This window comes from Streptomyces sp. NPDC093225 (assembly GCF_044753805.1).
Classification (GTDB): Bacteria; Actinomycetota; Actinomycetes; order Streptomycetales; family Streptomycetaceae; genus Streptomyces.
In genome coordinates this window covers 14,745-31,742 of record NZ_JBIVNX010000008.1, presented here as the reverse complement: position 1 = coordinate 31,742, position 16,998 = coordinate 14,745, and the positions used below count along the sequence as shown (strand labels likewise).

At 71.2% G+C, this 16,998-nt stretch carries 8 protein-coding genes; 4 read left to right on the top strand and 4 right to left on the bottom strand.

Features of this window, described 5'->3' with window-relative positions; translation table 11 throughout:
* Entirely contained in the window at positions 1 to 513 is a 513-nt protein-coding gene (locus ACIQCH_RS09995; protein ID WP_402579889.1) for a nuclear transport factor 2 family protein, read from the bottom strand.
* A gap of 132 nt (positions 514 to 645) precedes the next feature.
* On the opposite strand from ACIQCH_RS09995, the gene ACIQCH_RS09990 reads away from it, so the two are divergent.
* From ACIQCH_RS09990 to ACIQCH_RS09980, 3 genes are all read left to right on the top strand, one after another.
* A complete protein-coding gene (locus ACIQCH_RS09990) occupies positions 646 to 1,218 on the top strand; it encodes a TetR/AcrR family transcriptional regulator (protein WP_402579887.1) in 573 nt (190 codons plus the stop codon).
* A gap of 376 nt (positions 1,219 to 1,594) precedes the next feature.
* Complete coding sequence (locus tag ACIQCH_RS09985; RefSeq protein WP_402579885.1) at positions 1,595 to 8,302, top strand: RHS repeat-associated core domain-containing protein; 6,708 nt, start codon at positions 1,595 to 1,597, stop codon at positions 8,300 to 8,302.
* 32 nt (positions 8,303 to 8,334) lie between these two features.
* Entirely contained in the window at positions 8,335 to 8,541 is a 207-nt protein-coding gene (locus ACIQCH_RS09980; RefSeq protein WP_402579883.1) for a hypothetical protein, read from the top strand.
* 90 nt (positions 8,542 to 8,631) lie between these two features.
* On the opposite strand, the gene ACIQCH_RS09975 is transcribed toward ACIQCH_RS09980, so the two are convergent.
* From ACIQCH_RS09975 to ACIQCH_RS09965, 3 genes are all read right to left on the bottom strand, one after another.
* Positions 8,632 to 12,843, bottom strand: coding sequence for a ricin-type beta-trefoil lectin domain protein (locus ACIQCH_RS09975; protein WP_402579881.1), 4,212 nt, complete (start codon positions 12,841 to 12,843; stop codon positions 8,632 to 8,634).
* Between the two features lie 210 nt (positions 12,844 to 13,053).
* The gene (locus ACIQCH_RS09970) at positions 13,054 to 13,740 is read right to left on the bottom strand and encodes a 2'-5' RNA ligase family protein (protein WP_402579879.1); all 687 of its coding nucleotides are present in this window, start codon (positions 13,738 to 13,740) and stop codon (positions 13,054 to 13,056) included.
* Positions 13,741 to 14,003: 263 nt separating this feature from the next.
* Positions 14,004 to 14,813, bottom strand: coding sequence for a TylF/MycF/NovP-related O-methyltransferase (locus ACIQCH_RS09965; RefSeq protein WP_402579877.1), 810 nt, complete (start codon positions 14,811 to 14,813; stop codon positions 14,004 to 14,006).
* A 332-nt stretch (positions 14,814 to 15,145) separates the two neighbouring features.
* Between ACIQCH_RS09965 and ACIQCH_RS09960 the strand changes: the two genes are divergently transcribed.
* Positions 15,146 to 16,990, top strand: coding sequence for a VanW family protein (locus tag ACIQCH_RS09960; protein ID WP_402579875.1), 1,845 nt, complete (start codon positions 15,146 to 15,148; stop codon positions 16,988 to 16,990).
* Positions 16,991 to 16,998: the final 8 nt, after the last annotated feature.

The following is a 16,998-nucleotide window of genomic DNA, read 5'->3' as shown; positions in this document are numbered from 1 at the left end:
TCAGTCGGCGGACAGGGCGGTGACCAGATCGGCCAGGTCGCCGCCGGCCACGGCGAGGGCCAGGTGGTCGTGGTAGTCGCGGCTGTGCCGGATCAGGCCGTCGCGGATACGGAGGACCTGGACGTTGGCGACCTCGAAGTCCCGGCCGGTGGTCCGGTGGTGGGCCCGGTAGTCGAACTCGGCGACGATCACCTCCGGGTCGTCGGTCTCCCGGACGACGACGTTCGCCGGGGTCAGCAGGAGGGGCGAGTGCTCGGCGACCTGGGCGAACCGGGCCGCGAGGGTGGCGCGGCCCTCGAAGCGCCGCGGACCGACCGGGGCGAAGACGGACTCCACCACGGCGTCCTCGGCGTAGAGGGCGGCCAGTTCGGTGTAGCGCCCCGCGCCGATGCCGTCGAGCAGCCGGTGGAAGACCTCTCGGGGTGACGGCGCTTCGGAACGGTGGGTGGCGTGTGCGGCGGGCTGGGCCTCGGGCCGGGTCGCGGGCTGGGCTTCGGACGGCGTTTCGGACACGATCAACCTCCGGGGATCGGCACGTAGAATCGGACTGTCGACTCCGTTTCGACGATACGGACTGAGCAGTCCGGTTGTCCAGGGTGGATCCGGCCTGCCGTCGGCCGCCCCGGACGGAAAGTGGGGACAGGCATGAGCGGCACGGGCGAACGGCCGTTGCGGGCGGACGCGGCGCGCAACCGGGCGAGGTTGCTGGAGGTCGCCACGGAGGTGTTCACCACCCGCGGCATCGGGGTGCCGACCGAGGAGATCGCCCGGACCGCCGGGGTCGGCGTCGGCACGCTCTTCCGCCACTTCCCGACCAAGGAGGCCCTGCTCGAGGCGGTGATGGTCCGCAGGCTCGAGGCCACGGCGGCGGAGGTCGCCCAGCTGGCCGCGGATGCCGGCCCGGCCGAGGCCTTCTTCGGCTGCTTCCGCCTCCTGGTCGAACAGTCGGTCGGCAAGAGCGAGTTCAGCGACGCCCTCGCCGCGGCCGGCGTCGACGTGCACGCCGCCCTGCGCGAGCGGACCGAGGAGATCCGGGACCGGCTGGACGGCCTGCTCGCCGCCGCGCAGGAGGCCGGGGCGGTCCGCCCGGATCTGGGACTGCCGGAGTTCCTCGCCCTGCTGGCCGGCACCGGCCGCGCGGTGGAGCAGCTCGGGGCGGACCCGGCGGCCCGGGAGCGCGTCTTCGCAGTGGTCTTCGACGGCCTGCGCCCGCACTGAACGGCCGAGAGTCGATCGATCAATTCAAGCCATCACCATGCACGGTGACAGACGCTCACAGATGAGCATGATCGACCCGAGTGGCCCATCACTGGACATGTCGGCTTCTTTCCATCGCACATCGCCTCGCGAAGAGTAAAAGGAACGTCAAATCCCCTGGTCGCGCATGGTGTCAGAGGGGCGCCCCTCCCTAGGGTTCTGATCACCGTGCGCGATCTGACGCGCCGGGGACGCCCGTTGCGATCACGCCGGGCGTCATTTTGTGCTGCCCGAAAGGGCTCTGGGGGTTTGTATGCGGGCGTGGTATGCCCATTCAACGCTGTGGTCAAGACACAGACGCCGATCACAATCGGTCACGATCCTGACCCTGCTCGCGGTGCTGTTCTCTCTGGTGGCGATCCCGGAGGCACAGGCACTGCGCAAGCCGCACCCGAAGGTGTGGACGCCGCCGAAGACCTCGCTGCCGAAGACCAAGTCGGTCGAGGGCGCGCTGGACCGGCCCGGCAAGGCCGGACCGCGCCGCACCGGCGGCGTGCCGAAGGTGTGGAAGCCCGCCCCGCGTCGGGCGGTCAGGACCGGTTCCGTGACGGTCGCCCTGCCGGGCGCGACGGCCGGTTCGTCGAAGGGCCGGAGCTCCGCCGCGGCGGACGGCCCGCACGCCGCGCAGAGCGGCAAGGACGCCGAGGGCGCGACCCGCGCCGGTGAACTCCCGGTCCTCCTGACCGACCTGGGCGCTCCGAAGACCGCCAAGGCCGGCGGCGCCCGCTCGGCAGCGGCGGACCCCGCCTCCGGCGCCCCGTCCGTGCGCGTCGCCGTGCGCGACCAGGCGCAGTCCAAGGCCGCCGGCGCGTTCGGCCCCCTGGTCACCCTCCAGGGCGAGACCGGTACGGCCGCCCAGGCCGGGCGCAGGCTGCGCGTCTCCCTGGACGTGGCGGCCCTGCAGGGCACCGGCTCCTGGGGAGACCGGGCCCGACTGGTGGCCCTCCCCGCGTGTGCGCTGACCACGCCGAAGGCGGCGCAGTGCCGCAAGCGCACCCCCGTCGCGGCCACGCTGGACGCCCGTACGGGGCAGCTGACCGCCGACATCACCCTCCCGGCCACCGCGCCGACCGGCACCGCGAAGCCGGCGACGGCGAGCGGCAGCCCGGCCGCGCGCCCCTCGGCCGCGACGTCCGCCGGCGCCGTGGCGTCCATCGGGGCGGCCGCCCCGATGGCCGTGCTCGCCGCCGAGCCGGCCCCGTCGGGTTCCGGTGGCTCGTTCGCCGCGACCCCGCTGTCGCCGTCGATGTCGTGGAGCGCCGGCTCGAACGCGGGCAACTTCACGTACAGCTACACCTTCGACATGCCGACCTCGCTCGGTGGCGCCGCCCCCGGCGTGCAGCTGGGCTACGACTCCTCCGCCGTCGACGGCATGACGGCCGCGAACAACGCGCAGTCGTCGTGGATCGGTGACGGCTGGAGCTACCACCCGGGATTCGTCGCCCGCAACTACAAGCCGTGCCTCAAGAGCGGCATCGACATGTCGGGCGACCTGTGCTGGGCGGGCCAGTCCCTGTCCCTCAACCTCGCAGGGCACTCCGGCCAGGTGGTCAAGGACGACACCACCGGGGCGCTGCGCCTGCAGGGCGACGACGGCACCCAGATCACCCCGCTGACCGGCCTGACCAACGGGGCCTGGAACGGCGAGGGCTTCAAGGTCACGACGACCGACGGCACGCAGTACTACTTCGGTGCCAACTACCTCCCGGGCGGTGACAAGACCGACCCGGCGTCGAACTCCGTCAACACCGTTCCGGTCTACCACCCGAAGCCCGGCAACCCGTGCTACTCGTCGGCCTCCGGGACGGCGTCGTGGTGTCCGATGGCCTCGCAGTGGAACCTCGACTACGTCGTCGACCTGCACGGCAACCTCATCACGTACAAGTACGACCGCGAGGACAACTACTACGCGCGCGGCGGCGGCCAGAACAACGGCACCGGCACCCGCACGGCGTACACGCGCTACTCGAACCTGAAGCAGGTCGCCTACGGCCAGCGGCTCCCCGAGCAGATCGCGGCCAAGGGCACGGCCAACCCGGCCGTGAAGATGGACTTCACCACCTCCGAACGGTGCATGCCGGGCGGCTCCATCACCTGCGACCCGGCGCAGCGCACCCTCGCGAACCAGGCGTACTGGCCGGACACCCCGCTGGACCAGGCGTGCGGCGCCACCGGCACGTGCACCGTCTACGGCCCCACCTTCTGGACCTCCAAGCGCCTGACGAAGGTGGAGACCCAGGTCCTGGTGGGCACCTCGTACCGCACGGTGGACAGCTGGGCCCTCAACCAGGTGTTCTCGGACCCGGGTGACGGCACCAAGTCCCCGACGCTGTGGCTGGACTCGATCCGGCGCACCGGCTCGAACGGGCTGGACCCGATCACGCTGCCGCCGGTGAAGTTCACCGCGATGCAGAAGCCGAACCGCGTGGACGGCCTGGTCCCGGCGGCCCCGCAGTTCAACCGGCCGCGCATGACCGAGATCACCACCGAGACCGGTGGCCGCATCTCCATCGGCTACAAGGACGTGGAGTGCTCGCGCACGGCCGGCACGATGCCGGCGTCGGAGCAGGGCAACACCATGGCCTGCATGCCCGTGAAGTGGGTTCCGCCGGGCTCGCCCTCGAACACCAAGCCGGTCGACGACTGGTTCCACAAGTACCTGGTGTCCTCCGTGGTGGAGGAGTCCCAGGTCACCTCGGGCGTCCCGCGCACCACCGAGTACGGCTACGGCGGCGGGGCCGCGTGGCACCGCAACGACTCGGAGTTCGCCGACGACGACACCCGCACGTGGGACAACTTCCGCGGCTACCAGACCGTGACCACGACCACGGGCAACGGCAACGACGGCCCGAAGAGCAAGTCCGTCGCGACGTTCCTGCGCGGCATGGGCGGCCAGGTGTCCGACACCTGGGGCGGCACCATCACCGACGAGGAGGAGTTCGCGGGCTTCGTCCGCGAGACGCAGACCTTCGAGTCGGTCGCGGCGGGCGCGAAGGTGGTCAGCGGCGAGCTGAGCACCCCGTGGCGGTCGAACGTCACGGCCACGTACACGCCGCCCACCACGTCCGTCCCCAAGGTGACCGCTCGGTACGTGAGCACCTCGCAGGTCAAGGAGCGGGCGCGGCTCGCGGACGACACGTGGCGGACGACCCAGCGCGACGTCACGTACGACGAGACCAAGGCCGGCCGTGTCCTCACGGTCGACGTACGGGGTGACGTCACCAAGCCCGAGCAGCGCCAGTGCACGACGACCTCGTACGCCACCGGCACGAACGCGATGCTGCTGGAGTTCCCGTACCGGGTCCTCACCCTGGCGGGCGCCTGCGGCCAGACGCCGAACGCCTCGAACACGATCTCCGACACGCTGACCCTGTACGACGGCCTGGCGCTGGGGACCATCGGCGACCGCGCGCTGCAGACCTCGTCGAAGGTCCTGGCGGCGTACAACGGCGACGGCTCGGCCAACTACCGCACCACGGTCTCGGCCGAGTTCGACAAGTACGGCCGCCAGACGGCCACGACCGACCCGAACAGCACCGACGCCACCCACCCGACGGGCGCGCGGACGCAGACCGTTTACGTCCCCGCCGACGGCTCCCTCCCGACCTCGGTGGAGGTCACCAACCCGCTCGGCTGGAAGTCGACCACCACGCTGGACCCGGGCCGTGCCCGGCCCACCCGCGCGGTGGACGAGAACGGCCACTTCACGGACGAGGCGTACGACGCCCTCGGCCGCCTGACCTCGGTCTGGCAGCCGGGCCGTGACAAGGCCACGCAGAGCGCCAACCGCACCTTCGCCTACGACCTGAAGGGCAGCGCCGGCCCGGCCACCATCACGAGCCAGAGCCTGCGCGAGGACGGCAGCTACAGCAAGAGCATCCAGATCCACGACGGCTTCGGCCGGGTCCGCCAGACGCAGGCGATGCCGCCCTACGGCACCGTCGGCCGCGTCATCTCGGACGCGGTCTTCGACTCCCAGGGCCGCCAGGTCCAGACGACCCCGTCGTACTTCAACAACGACTCGGGTCCGACCGCGACCGTCTTCGTCCCGCAGGACGCGCAGATCCCGGCGCAGACGTGGAACGAGTACGACGGCCTGGGCCGGGTCACGGTCGCGAAGTTCATGTCGTACGGCCAGGAGCAGTGGCGCACGACGACGAACTACGCGGGCGCCGACCGGGTCGACGTCACCCCGCCCACGGGCGGCTTCGCGACGTCCACGATCACGGACGCGCGTGGCGCGACGGTGGAGGTCCGCCAGTACAAGTCGGGTAGCCCGACGGGCGCGTACGACGCGACGAAGTACGCGTACGACGTAACGGGTCGCCCCACGGTCCGCACCGATGCGGCGGGCAACGAATGGCGGTACACGTACGACCTGATGGGCCAGCTCACCAGCGCTTCCGACCCGGACGCGGGTGACTCGAGCACCGTGTACGACGCGGGTGGCAAGGTCACGAGGTCCACGGACGCCCGCGGCAAATCGACCAGCTACACCTACGACCTGTTGGGCCGGAAGACCGCCGCTTACAGCGGGACGACCACCACGGACGCCTCGAAGAAGATCGCGGACTGGAGCTACGACACCAAGAAGAAGGGCAAGCTCGACTCGGCGACCCGCTATGTGGGCGGTGCCGCCTACGTCTCCGCAGTCACCGGCTACGACGTCGGCTACCGCGCGACGGGTGCATCGGTGACGATCCCCTCAACCGAGAAGCAGCTGGCCGGTACGTACACGGTTTCGTCGACCTACAGCCCGGTCCTGGGTCTACCGAAGACCACGACGCTCCCCGCCGCCGCCGGTATGACCGGCGAGCGGATCACCAACTCGTACGACGTCGACGGCAACCTCATCGGCTCCAGCGGCAAGTCCGCCCTGGTCACCGACGTGCAGTACGACGCGTTCGGCCGTCCGACCCGGACGACGGTGGGCCCGTACGGAACGCAGGTGGTGTCCACCCAGCAGTACGACCCGGCCACCGGCCGCGTCGTGCAGAACACGCTGGACAAGCAGACCGGCGCCACCCACGTCGACCTGACCTCGTACACGTACAGCAAGGCCGGCTCGCTCACCTCCGTCAAGAACGTCCAGGACGGCAGCAGCTCCGACCTGCAGTGTTTCTCCTACGACTACCTGGGCCGGCTCACCGCCGCCTGGACCGACAAGGGCACCACCACCACGGCACCCGCGCCGTCGGTGTCCGGCATCGGAGGCTGCACGAACTCCTCCGAGCCGACGGCGGCCACGGCCACCTCGCGGGTCGGCGGACCGGCGCCGTACTGGCAGTCGTACTCGTACGACCTCACGGGCAACCGCACCAAGCTGGTCCGGCACGACGTGACCGGTGTGACGACCAAGGACCAGACGGTCGACCAGACCTTCGGCACCGGCCGCAACACCCCGTCGACCGATCCGACCACGGGCGGCGGCACCGGCGGACCGCACGCGCTCATGGCGTCGAAGACGACCGTGGGCGGCACCGCGAAGACGGCCACGTACAAGTACGACGCGGCAGGCAACACCACGTCGATCCAGGGCGACACCGGTGAGACGAAGCTGGCCTGGGACGACCAGGGGAAGATCGGCTCGGCCGAACAAAGCTCCACGACCGACTACGTGTACGACGCCACCGGCAAGCAGCTGATCCGTCGCACGCCGGGCAAGGTCACGCTGTTCCTCGGGTCGGACGAGCTCAGCCTGGACACCGTGTCCGGTACGGTCACCAACACCCGGACGTACGCCGCGCCCGGCGGGCTGTCAGTGGCCCGCGTGGTCACTGCTGGGGTCAGCAAGCTGTACTACCAGGCGGCTGACCCGCACGGGACCAACGGCGTCCAGTTCGATGCGGCCACGCTGGACTCCGTCCGCCGTCCGCTCGACCCGTTCGGCAACGGCCGCGGCACGCCGCCGTCCGGCAGTTGGGCGGGTAGCCGTGGATTCGTCGGAGGCACGATCGAGGGCACGGGCTTCACCACCCTCGGCGCCCGCCAGTACGACCCGGCGACGGGCCGCTTCCTGTCCGTGGACCCGCTCTTCGTCGAGAGCGATCCCCAGTCGTGGAACGCGTACGCGTACGCCAACAACAACCCGATCGACAACACGGACCCGGACGGGACGTGTGTGGTCTACGACGACGGCACCTGCCGCGGCAAGCCGTTCATCAGCACGCCGAGCGGCGGCGGAGGCGGGGGTGGCGGAGGCGGAAGCGGAGGCGGAGTGTCTCCGGCTGCCGACGTAGCCAAGAAGAACACTGCGGCGGCCGACGCGGCGGCGGCCGAAGCCCTGCGCCAGAAGCAGGCGGCCGACGAAGCCCTCGCCAAGGCGAAGCAGGAGCGCGAAGAGCTGATGAGCAAGATCGTCGACGTCGTCGGCGACCTGATCGGCTTCAACGACGCCCGCGACTGCTTCACCAAGGGCGACGTGATGGGCTGCATCAACACGGCCTTGAACTTCGTCCCGTGGGCGAAGGTCTTCAAGGCGGTCAAGGTGGGCGTCAAGGCTTTCAAGCTGTGGCGTGAGGGCGAGAAGGCCTACGACGCCATGCGAAACGCGCAGCGTATCGCCAGGGAAGCGGAAGACGCGGTCCAGGCGGCGCGAAAGACGATCGACGAAGCCGCCGACATGGAAGCTGCGATAGCCAAGGCGGAGAAGGAAGCCGCTGAAAAGGCAGCGAAACAGGAGGCCAATTTCGACGACCTCGTAGCCGACCTCAGGTCGGCGGGCGAGGCCACGGACCCGACGGACAAGAAGAAGCAGTACAAGAAGGCCGGCCGCGCTCTCGAGAAGCACCACTACCCGGGCCGCGCTTCCTACCAGGAGGGCCAGTGGCCCGCCCCGACCGGAAAGCGCAACCCGTGGGCGTGGAACGAGGTCGGCTTGAAGGTGCACGACGAGATCCTCGACAACGTCGACACGATCCAGCACTTCTACTCGAAGAGGTATAAGAGCAACATGATCGAGGTGCGTGCCAAGGACGGACGAGGTACCAAGTACTGGGTACGCGAGGGAGGAAAGATCGAGTTCTACGGGTTCCTGGACAAGTGACGGCGCATTCAGCACGCCACAAGGGGCATGAGGTGGAGGTCCAGACCTTTGCGCCTTATGACTCCGACGAGCGGATCGTCGAGTTCCGTTCCCAGGACGACCACGGGGCGATCGTCGAGGTCCTCGAAGTCTTCCGGCGCGGGGACTCCGAGGAACTGTTCGTCCGCCTGATCGACGACACCGTGAGCGTTGAACTCATCCAGTGGGCGATCGGGGAAGCCACTCGCAGGCTGACCTAGTCGGACGCCCGAGCCAAAGGGCAACACGTCGGCCCGTGCCCCGAACGGGGGCACGGGCCGACTCGTCTTTCCGGGTCAGGCGCTACGGCGTCACGTCACCGGGACCGTGTGCCAGCGCTGGGGGCGGGTGGCGTTGCAGTCGTAGAGCTGCGGGCGGGTGCCGTTCGACGTGGTGCCGTTGGGCGCGTCGAGGCAGCGGGCGGAGGCCGGGTTGTAGATCGAGCCGTCGCCGCGGACGATCCACTTCTGGTTGCCGCCGCCGTTGCAGTCCCACAGGGCGACCTGGGTGCCGTTGGCCGTGCCAGCGCCGATGGCGTCGAGGCAGCGGCCCAGGATGCGCAGGGAGCCGTCGGGGCCGGCGGTCCACTGCTGGGCGGTGGAGCCGTTGCAGTCCCAGAACTGGACCGGGCGGCCGTTCTCCGAGACGCCTCCGCTGAGGTCCAGGCAGCGGCCCGCCGCCATGTCGGAGACCACGGGGCCGGGCTTGCCGGCCGGGTCCACCGGGCGGTCCTCGACGACCACGTCGGCGATGCTGCCGTTGTAGTAGTTCTTGCCCTGGCTGGTGTTCTTGTACCGGCCGAGGACGATCGAGCCCGCCGCCGCCAGCTTCGTGGTGTGGAAGCCGGTGGAGGCCAGCGCGTCGTTGACGTACAGGGCCAGCTGGCCGGTCGTGGCGTTGTAGCTGACCGTCAGCTTGGTCCAGACGCCCTGCTGCACGCGGGCCGCGGCGCTGCGCGAGTCCGTGGTGTCGTAGGGCCAGCCGCCGTTGTCGGCCGTCGCCATGCCCATGTGCCAGTTGACGTAGCCGTTGCCGATGGTGGCCGGCCAGACCATGAAGCCGCTGGTCTGGTTGTTGTCCTGGCTGATGACCACGCCGTCGGTCAGGGCGTTGGCCTTCGTCCACAGCGAGATCGAGAAGGACTTGGTGGTGTCCACCTTCAGGCCCTGGGCCTCGATGGCCGCGTCGGTGCCGTTGAAGGTCGCCACGGTGGTGCTCGCGCCGTTCACGGTGTCCTGGGTGAAGGTGACCCCGCCCTTGACCGTGCCCGGGTACTGCCCGTACGCGTCGGGGGTCTTGCCGCCGGTCGCGCCGGAGAGCTTGAAGCGGTCGACGGGGTCGTGCGTGTCGCCGAGGTCCACGGGGGCCTCGAAGCCGTTCACCGCGGAGGTGGCCTTGCCGTCCGCCGTCCTGCCGCGCCAGAAGCGCAGCTGCTCGGTGGTCTTGTCGATCGCCCACAGGTCGGCGATGCCGTCCTTGGTGGCGTCGCCCACGGAACCGATCCGCCCGAAGCGGTTGGTGTCGATGCCGGTCTGGATGACCGTCGACGCCGCGCTCGTCGGCGAGGACAGGGCCGACAGGTCGAGGACGACCACGCCGTTCACCGTCCTGGTGCCGATCGGGTACGTGCGGATGCTGCCGTCCGAGATCTTGCGGGTCCACAGCGTGGGCTGGGCCTTGCCGCTCGCCGGGCCCGGGTTGATCAGCTCGTAGCCGGCCCAGTCACCGGTGCCGGAGACCTTGACGGCCTCCGCGTCCAGGCTGTTGATGCCGCTCGAGCGGTACAGCCACAGGTTGCCGTTCTCGACCGCCAGGACGGAGGTCTGCTCCGAGGCGGCGTCGCCGTCGTACTCGCCCAGCGGGGCCTTGAGGGCGCCGAGGGCCAGCACCTGGGTGGTCGCCGACCAGTCGGCGACCCAACCGGCCGGGGCCTGGTCCAGGTAGGTCCCGTCGACGTCGATCCACGCGGTGGGCTTGGCCACCGGCGCGTACGTGCCGAAGGTGCCGTCGCCCTTGTTCGGGTACAGGTAGAGGTTCTTCGCCAGGACGGGGTCGGTCGTGGTCCGCGCGAAGACGTCGTCCACGCCCATCGAGCGCAGCGCGCCGCGGTGGGTGGTCTGGACGTCCTTCCACGTGGTGGGCTGCTCGGGCGTGACCCGCGGGGCCAGGCCCAGCGGGGCGCCCTTCGCCGTGGTCGGGTCGTTGTCCGCGGTCATGACCAGCAGGTTGCCCGCGGCGTCGGGCTTGAGCAGGTCGCCGCGGCCGTCCTTGTTGAGGTCACCGGGGACGGCCGCGCCGGTGGCGGGGTCCCAGGGGGCGTAGAAGGTGTACGGGAAGGGCTGGCTGTAGTTGCCGGCCTTGTCCATCGCCTGGACGAACAGGATGTTGGTGCCCCAGTTGCGCGGGGTGAAGCCGAACTGTCCGCTCGCGGCCTTGATGACCCCGCTGTTGCTCGTGGCGGCTTCGTTGCAGCTCCAGCCGGTGACCGGGGTCGGGTCGTTCGTCCAGCGGATGCAGGCGACGCCGGAGGCGTTGAGGCCGGCGCCCGGGGCGGGGTCGGTGCCGGTGACCGTGAAGGTGCCGGCCTGGCCGACCTTCAGCTTCGGCAGGACGTTCAGCGTGCCGCTGGCCGGGAAGTCGGTCGAGGAGATGCCCACGGCCGGTGCGGTCTTGTCGACGCGGAAGTAGCAGGCGCCGGTGTCCGTGGAGGACAGCCAGCCGTCGGTGACGGAGGCGGTCCAGCCGTACTGGTGGCCGTCGTCGAGGTTGCCGGCCCAGTACTCGACCTCGCCGTAGCTACCGGTGGGGCCGCTCTGCTTCCACTGGTTGAACTGGGCGTTGTTGTCGTCCCAGATGTGGTAGTTCGTGTACAGGGCGTTGTAGCCGATGGGCGACCAGGTGTTGGCCCGCAGCTTGACGTACTGGTTGGCGCCGACCCAGCCCGGGTTGTACCAGGCGTAGCCGCCGCCCGGGGTCACGCAGTCGTTGTAGCTGCCGGTGTCGGCGAAGCCCGGGGTGGGGCTGGTGCGCGGGTACCAGATGGTGGGCGCGATGTCGTAGTTGATGGTGATGGTCGGGTCCGCGCCGAGGTGGTGGCGGTAGTACTTCTCGTACTCGTTGTCGGCGGCGAAGCCCACGGTCCAGTTCGGCCACCGCTCGTTGGCGGCCCGCTGGATCCAGTCCTTCACGTCGTAGTTGATCTGGCCGGTGCCGACGATCGAGGCGGTGCCGACCCTGGTGCAGCCGGCCATGATCGAGCCGGTGCCGCAGGGCTGGTTGTTCCAGGTGGCGCCGCCGGGGATCACGCCGGTGCTCCACAGGCCGATCGGCTTGTTGGTGCCCGGGGCCGAGGCCTGGGTCACCTGGGCCGACAGGGTGGCGCTGGAGATCTGCGCGGTGCCGCGGGAACCGTCGGCGTACAGGACCGACGGGATGCCGATCTGGAAGTACGAGCGGTAGCGGAAGCCGCCCGAACCGGTGCAGTCGGAGTAGCCGCAGTAGCCGACGCCCAGCGTGCTGAGCGTGTTGACGTTGGACGTCGTCGGGTGGTTCTCCTGGACCTGGGCGTTGACCTCGCGGCGGCCGTCCACGCTGACGGTGGGGTCGAGGTACCAGGGGCCCGCGCCCTTGCCGAGCGTCCTGGCGTCGGGCGTCAGGACGATCGCGCCGTCCGTCGCGGCGACGGCCATCCTGGAGACCTTGGCGCCGTCGCCGGGCTGCTCGGCCGAGGAGCGCACGCCCGGGGCGGCGTCGGCGCTCGCGGCGGCGCGCTGGCCGGCCTTGCCCGTGGCCGGCGGGGCGGCGTGGCTGGAGTCCCACTGGAAGGGCGTGGGCGCGTGCATGCGGACCGCGCCGCGGGCGTCCTTCAGCGTGAGGTTGCCGCCCTTGTCGGCGGCGAGCTTCAGACCCTTGGTGGAGACCGGGAAGCGCAGGCTCTTGAGCCGGGCGTCGGCGGCGGCCCCGGCCGACCTGACGACGATGACCTCGCGCCAGCCGCCGTCGCGCAGGGCGGTGACCTTCAGGTCCACGTCGGGCAGCACCGAGGCGTACGTGGCGGTCGCGCCGCGCAGCGTCGGCTTCGGCAGCGCGAAGGGGGCGGTGACCGAGAGCTTCTTGCCGTCGGTGGTGGTGATGGTGGCCAGCGGGCCGGTACCGCCGCCGGACAGCGTCAGCGCGGCGCCGGTGACGGCCGGGGTGACGGTCCCGGCGGGGCCGACGCGCAGGGTGGCGTCGAGGGTCTTCCAGGCTCCGCCGCGCTTGACGCGCACGGGCTGGGCGTGGCTCTTGACGGACAGGCTCCTGCCGTCCGGGTTGGCGACCGTCTCGGTCGACTCCGTGGTCAGCGGAGCGACGGTGACGGGCTTTCGGGTCGCCTTGGCCTTGCGCAGGGCGTCCTGGACGGCCTTGGCGGTGGCGCTCACGGCGGGCTTGCGGGCCTTCGCGGTGGCGGCGGCCCCGGGGGCGGGTGTGGCCGCCCTGCCGAACGGTGAGGCCAGTACGGTGAGTCCGAGGGCGGTCGTCACGGCGACCGCGCTCCTCCCGAACAGGCGGCCCCTGGGTGCTCGAGACGTCCCTGTCCGGCGTCTCGCGGGCATGTCTGACATGCGGTTCTGGTGTCCCCTCCCACAGGCCTGCAGGTCTTTCGAGCAGGCATACGGTCGGGAACGATGCAACGCTGGCTGAAAGTGGTCAAGTTGTGTTGGTGGTGTGTACGCCCTTGTCCGGATTGATGATCAGCGATCGAGGTGCCGATGCCGGTCGGCGCCCCCCGGACCGGATCCGGAGCCGTCGGCGGACGGCCCCTCCGGCCGACCGGTCCAGGTCAGCGCGCCGGTGCCGAGGGCCAGTCGGGCGCGCGGACGCATCGGGTCGTCGGGGCCGCGTCGGGAGAGCAGGACGACCTCGTTGACCTGTGCGTTCATGACACCGAGGTGGGCGGCACAGTCGGCCGCCAGGGGGCGCGGGTGGCGGGTCCGCCCCAGCGAGAGGTGCGGGGTGAACCGCTCGTGGCGGTCCCGGCATCGGGGGAAGGGCTCGGCCAGCGCCTCGTACAGGCGCACCCACGGACCCGGGCCGGCTGCAGCGGGATCCAGCCACACGGTGGCGTACGCGTGGTGGCGGAAGTAGCGCACTCCGGCGAGACGGACGTCGAACGGCCGCTGGGTGGCAGCGGCGGCGGCGAGCAGCGGCGCGGCGGCCGCGAAATCGGCCTCGGGGACGAAGCCGAAGACGAGGTTGACGTGCGGGGGCCAGCGGCGGACCTGGGGGTCGTGGACCTCGCGGATGCGCTGCACGGGGCCCCACAGCCGGTCCGGCGGCAGCCAGGCCACGGCCGTGCGCGCGGTGGGGTCGACATCGAGCCGTCCGGCCGCGCCGGGCTCGGCGCCGCGCGACCCGGGGCACGGGCTTGCGGTGTCCACACTCCATGATGGCGCGCCGTCACCGACGCCCGCGCGGGGCGACGACCCGACCGGTCCGACCCCGGTCGATCCCACCCCGTCGATCCGGCCCGTGCCGGCCCGACCCGGTCAGTCCTCCCGCGCGGCACCGTCGACGAGCGGCTCGCCTGAGGACCACGCGTGCCGCACGGACCACCGCCCGCCGCGGCCGAGCGGACTCGGGAGCGGCGGGCGGGGCGGGCGACGAGGGCGTGCGGTGGGGCGGGGCGAGCGGGCGCGGCCGGTCAGGGCTTGACGGCTATGCGGCCCTCGTCCATGCGGGTCAGCAGGAGGCGGGCGCCGGTCTCCTCCAGGAACTCGTCGACCGCCTGGCGCGAGCCCTGCCAGTACCCGTAGTCGTCCAGCAGCAGGACGCCGCCGGGGACGAGGCGGTCGTACAGGTGGACCAGCTCGTGCTTGGTCGAGGTGTACCAGTCGGTGTCCAGGCGCAGGATCGCGATCTGCTCCGGGGCCTGCTCGGGGATGGTGTCCTCGACCTTGCCCTGCACGTAGTGGAGCCGCTGCGCCGGGTAGTCGATGCGCGAGAAGCCGTCCTGGACGTCGTCGAGGGTGGCCAGTGCCCAGATCGGGCGGTCCTTGCCCTGGGCGGCGAGCAGCTGGGCGGCGCTGGCCCCGTCGACGCGCTTGTCCTCGTCGGTGGGCTCGGTCATCCCCTCGAACGTGTCGAAGAGGTACAGCTCGCGGTCGGTGACGTCGAGCGAGAGCAGCGTGCGGGCCACTGCCTGCATGCTGCCGCCGCGCCAGACGCCGCATTCCACGATCGCGCCGGGCAACTCGTGCCGGGTGACGTAACGCACGGACTGGACAAGGGCGTTCAGACGCTCGATGGACGTCATCGTCCACGGCTTCACCGCGGTGATGATCTCCTTGGCCCCGTCGTCGTAGTCCGCCGGGAACTTCAGGCCGGCCGGCTTGGGAGCCGGCTTGGCCACTGGCTTCGGGGCCTCGGTCACCTTGTGGGCACTCCGGGCCTTGCGCAGCTCATAGCCAGTGAGCTGCCCCATCAGCTGGTTCACACTGTTACGCCAGGTCATGCTCCCCGAGCGTACGTGCGGTTCCGCGCCCTGTCTGCCGTTCTGCTCGAGATCGACTCGGTCCAACTCCCCGCCCCCGCATTCGACATGGATCCGGCAGTCGACCGCGGGGGGCGCCCCCCGCCCCGGCGCGCGTCCGCCGACTCACCGTCGGTCACGGACCCGCCGGACGGCACTCGGAGGCCGGCGCCGCGACGAACGTGAGAACTCGCACATTTTTGTCCGTTTTGATGCTTTTTGGCGCATGCTGGTTCGCGGTCTGGTGGCGCTCCGGGGACGGCTCGCGCCCGCCCGCCGGGCCCCCATCGTTCTGTCGACGCACCAGGAGAGACATGCGACCCGCACGCCGCTTGATGAGCAACTGGCGCACCGCCCTGCCCCTGGCGGGCGGAGCCGCCGTCCTCGGATTCGGCGGCCTGTACGGCGCCGGCCTGCTGATGGCCGGCAACGCCATAGCGGACGGCACGCACGTCCGGGGCGTCGACATAGGCGGCATGAACCGCACCGAGGCCAGCGCCGCGCTCGAGCGCGGCCTCGGGAAGGCCGCCGTGGCACCCCTCAGCCTGCGCATCGGCGACCGCACCGAGCAGATCTCCCCCGCCGCGTTCGGCCTCTCCTTCGATCCCGATGCCACCGCCCGGAGCGCCGAGCCGGCCGGGAACGGCCCCTTCGACGTGATCGGCCGCCTCTTCACCGGCGGCGAGGACCGCGAGGTCGAGCCGGTGGTCCGGATGGACGACACGGCGACCAGGGCCACCGTGGAGCGCCTGTCCGACGCCGGCCCGGAGCCCCGCAACGGCTCGATCGCCTTCGCGGCCGGCGCGCCCCGCGTCACCGCCCCGGTCACCGGCGTCACCGTACGCGACGGTCAGGTGGCACAGGTCGTGCGCGCGGCCTACCTGAGCCCGCGGACCGCCCCCGTCGCGCTCCCCGTGAACCAGACGCCGCCGGCCGCGGACGCCGGGGAGACCGAGCGGGCGCTCCGCGAGATCGCCCGGCCCGCGATGTCCGGGCGGGTGGTCCTGAAGGTCGCCGGCACGAGCTCGTCGATCTCCCTCTCCCCCGAGGTGATCGGGAAGCACCTGACGGTCGAGGCCGACGCCCAGGGCCGCCTCGTGCCGAAGCTGGACGCGAAGGGCCTGCTGGCCGACCCCTCGGTCACGCGTCAGCTGGCCGCCGTCGGACCGGGCCCGAGCGCCGGCTTCCGCGTCGACTCCGCGGGCCGTGCCGTCGTCACCGAGGAGGGCCGCGCCGGCACCGTCCACGTGACCGCGGAGCAGCTGCGCGCCGCCGTCGTGCCGCTGCTGACGCGCACCGGCGCCGAGGCCCGCACCGGGCGGCTGGACGCCACGGTCGTGTCGCCGCGCATGACGGTGGCGGAGGCCGAGGCCCTGGGGATCAAGGAGCGGATGTCCTCCTTCACGGTGCACTTCCCGCCCGCCCCGTACCGGATCACCAACATCCACCGCGCGGTGGAGCTGATCAACGGCTCGGTCGTCCGCCCCGGTGAGACGTGGAGCTTCAACAACACCGTCGGCGAGCGGACGAAGGAGCACGGCTTCGTCGACGGCATCATGATCAACGACGGTCAGTACACGAAGTCCCCCGGCGGCGGTGTCTCGGCGGTCGCGACGACCATGTACAACGCGGTGTTCTTCGCCGGCGTCCACCCGGTCGAGCACGGGGCGCACTCGTTCTACATCGAGCGCTACCCCGAGGGCCGCGAGGCCACGGTCGCCTGGGGCACCCTCGACCTGCGCTGGAAGAACGACTCCGGCCACCCGATCTACGTCAAGGCCGAGTCCACGGACTCCTCCGTGACCATCAGCCTGCTGGGCACGAAGAAGTACGACGAGGTCCGCGCCACCAAGGGCCCCCGCGAGAACGTCGTGCCGCCGGGCAAGCGCACCGGCACGCTGCCGGACTGCGAGGTGCAGACCCCGCTGGAGGGCTTCGACGTGAACGTCGGCCGGGTCTTCCTCAAGGGCGGTGAGGAGGTCGGGCGCGAGACCTTCCGCACGCACTACACCCCGCGTGACGAGGTCACCTGCACGCCCGCCACCCCGTCCGGGTCGCCCACGCCCGGCACCGGGGCGACGGGTACGCCCCCGGCGCCCGCCCCCGCGGCGGCCGGCGCGGCCGGTACGACGACGGCGGCGGCCCCGGCCGCCCGCTGACCCGCTGA

Excerpts from the sequence above, each read along its gene's own strand:
- ACIQCH_RS09990 (WP_402579887.1), top strand. The coding sequence starts at position 646 with ATGAGCGGCACGGGCGAACGGCCGTTGCGGGCGGACGCGGCGCGCAAC.
- ACIQCH_RS09965 (WP_402579877.1), bottom strand. The coding sequence starts at position 14,813 with ATGACCTGGCGTAACAGTGTGAACCAGCTGATGGGGCAGCTCACTGGC.
- ACIQCH_RS09960 (WP_402579875.1), top strand. The coding sequence starts at position 15,146 with ATGCGACCCGCACGCCGCTTGATGAGCAACTGGCGCACCGCCCTGCCC.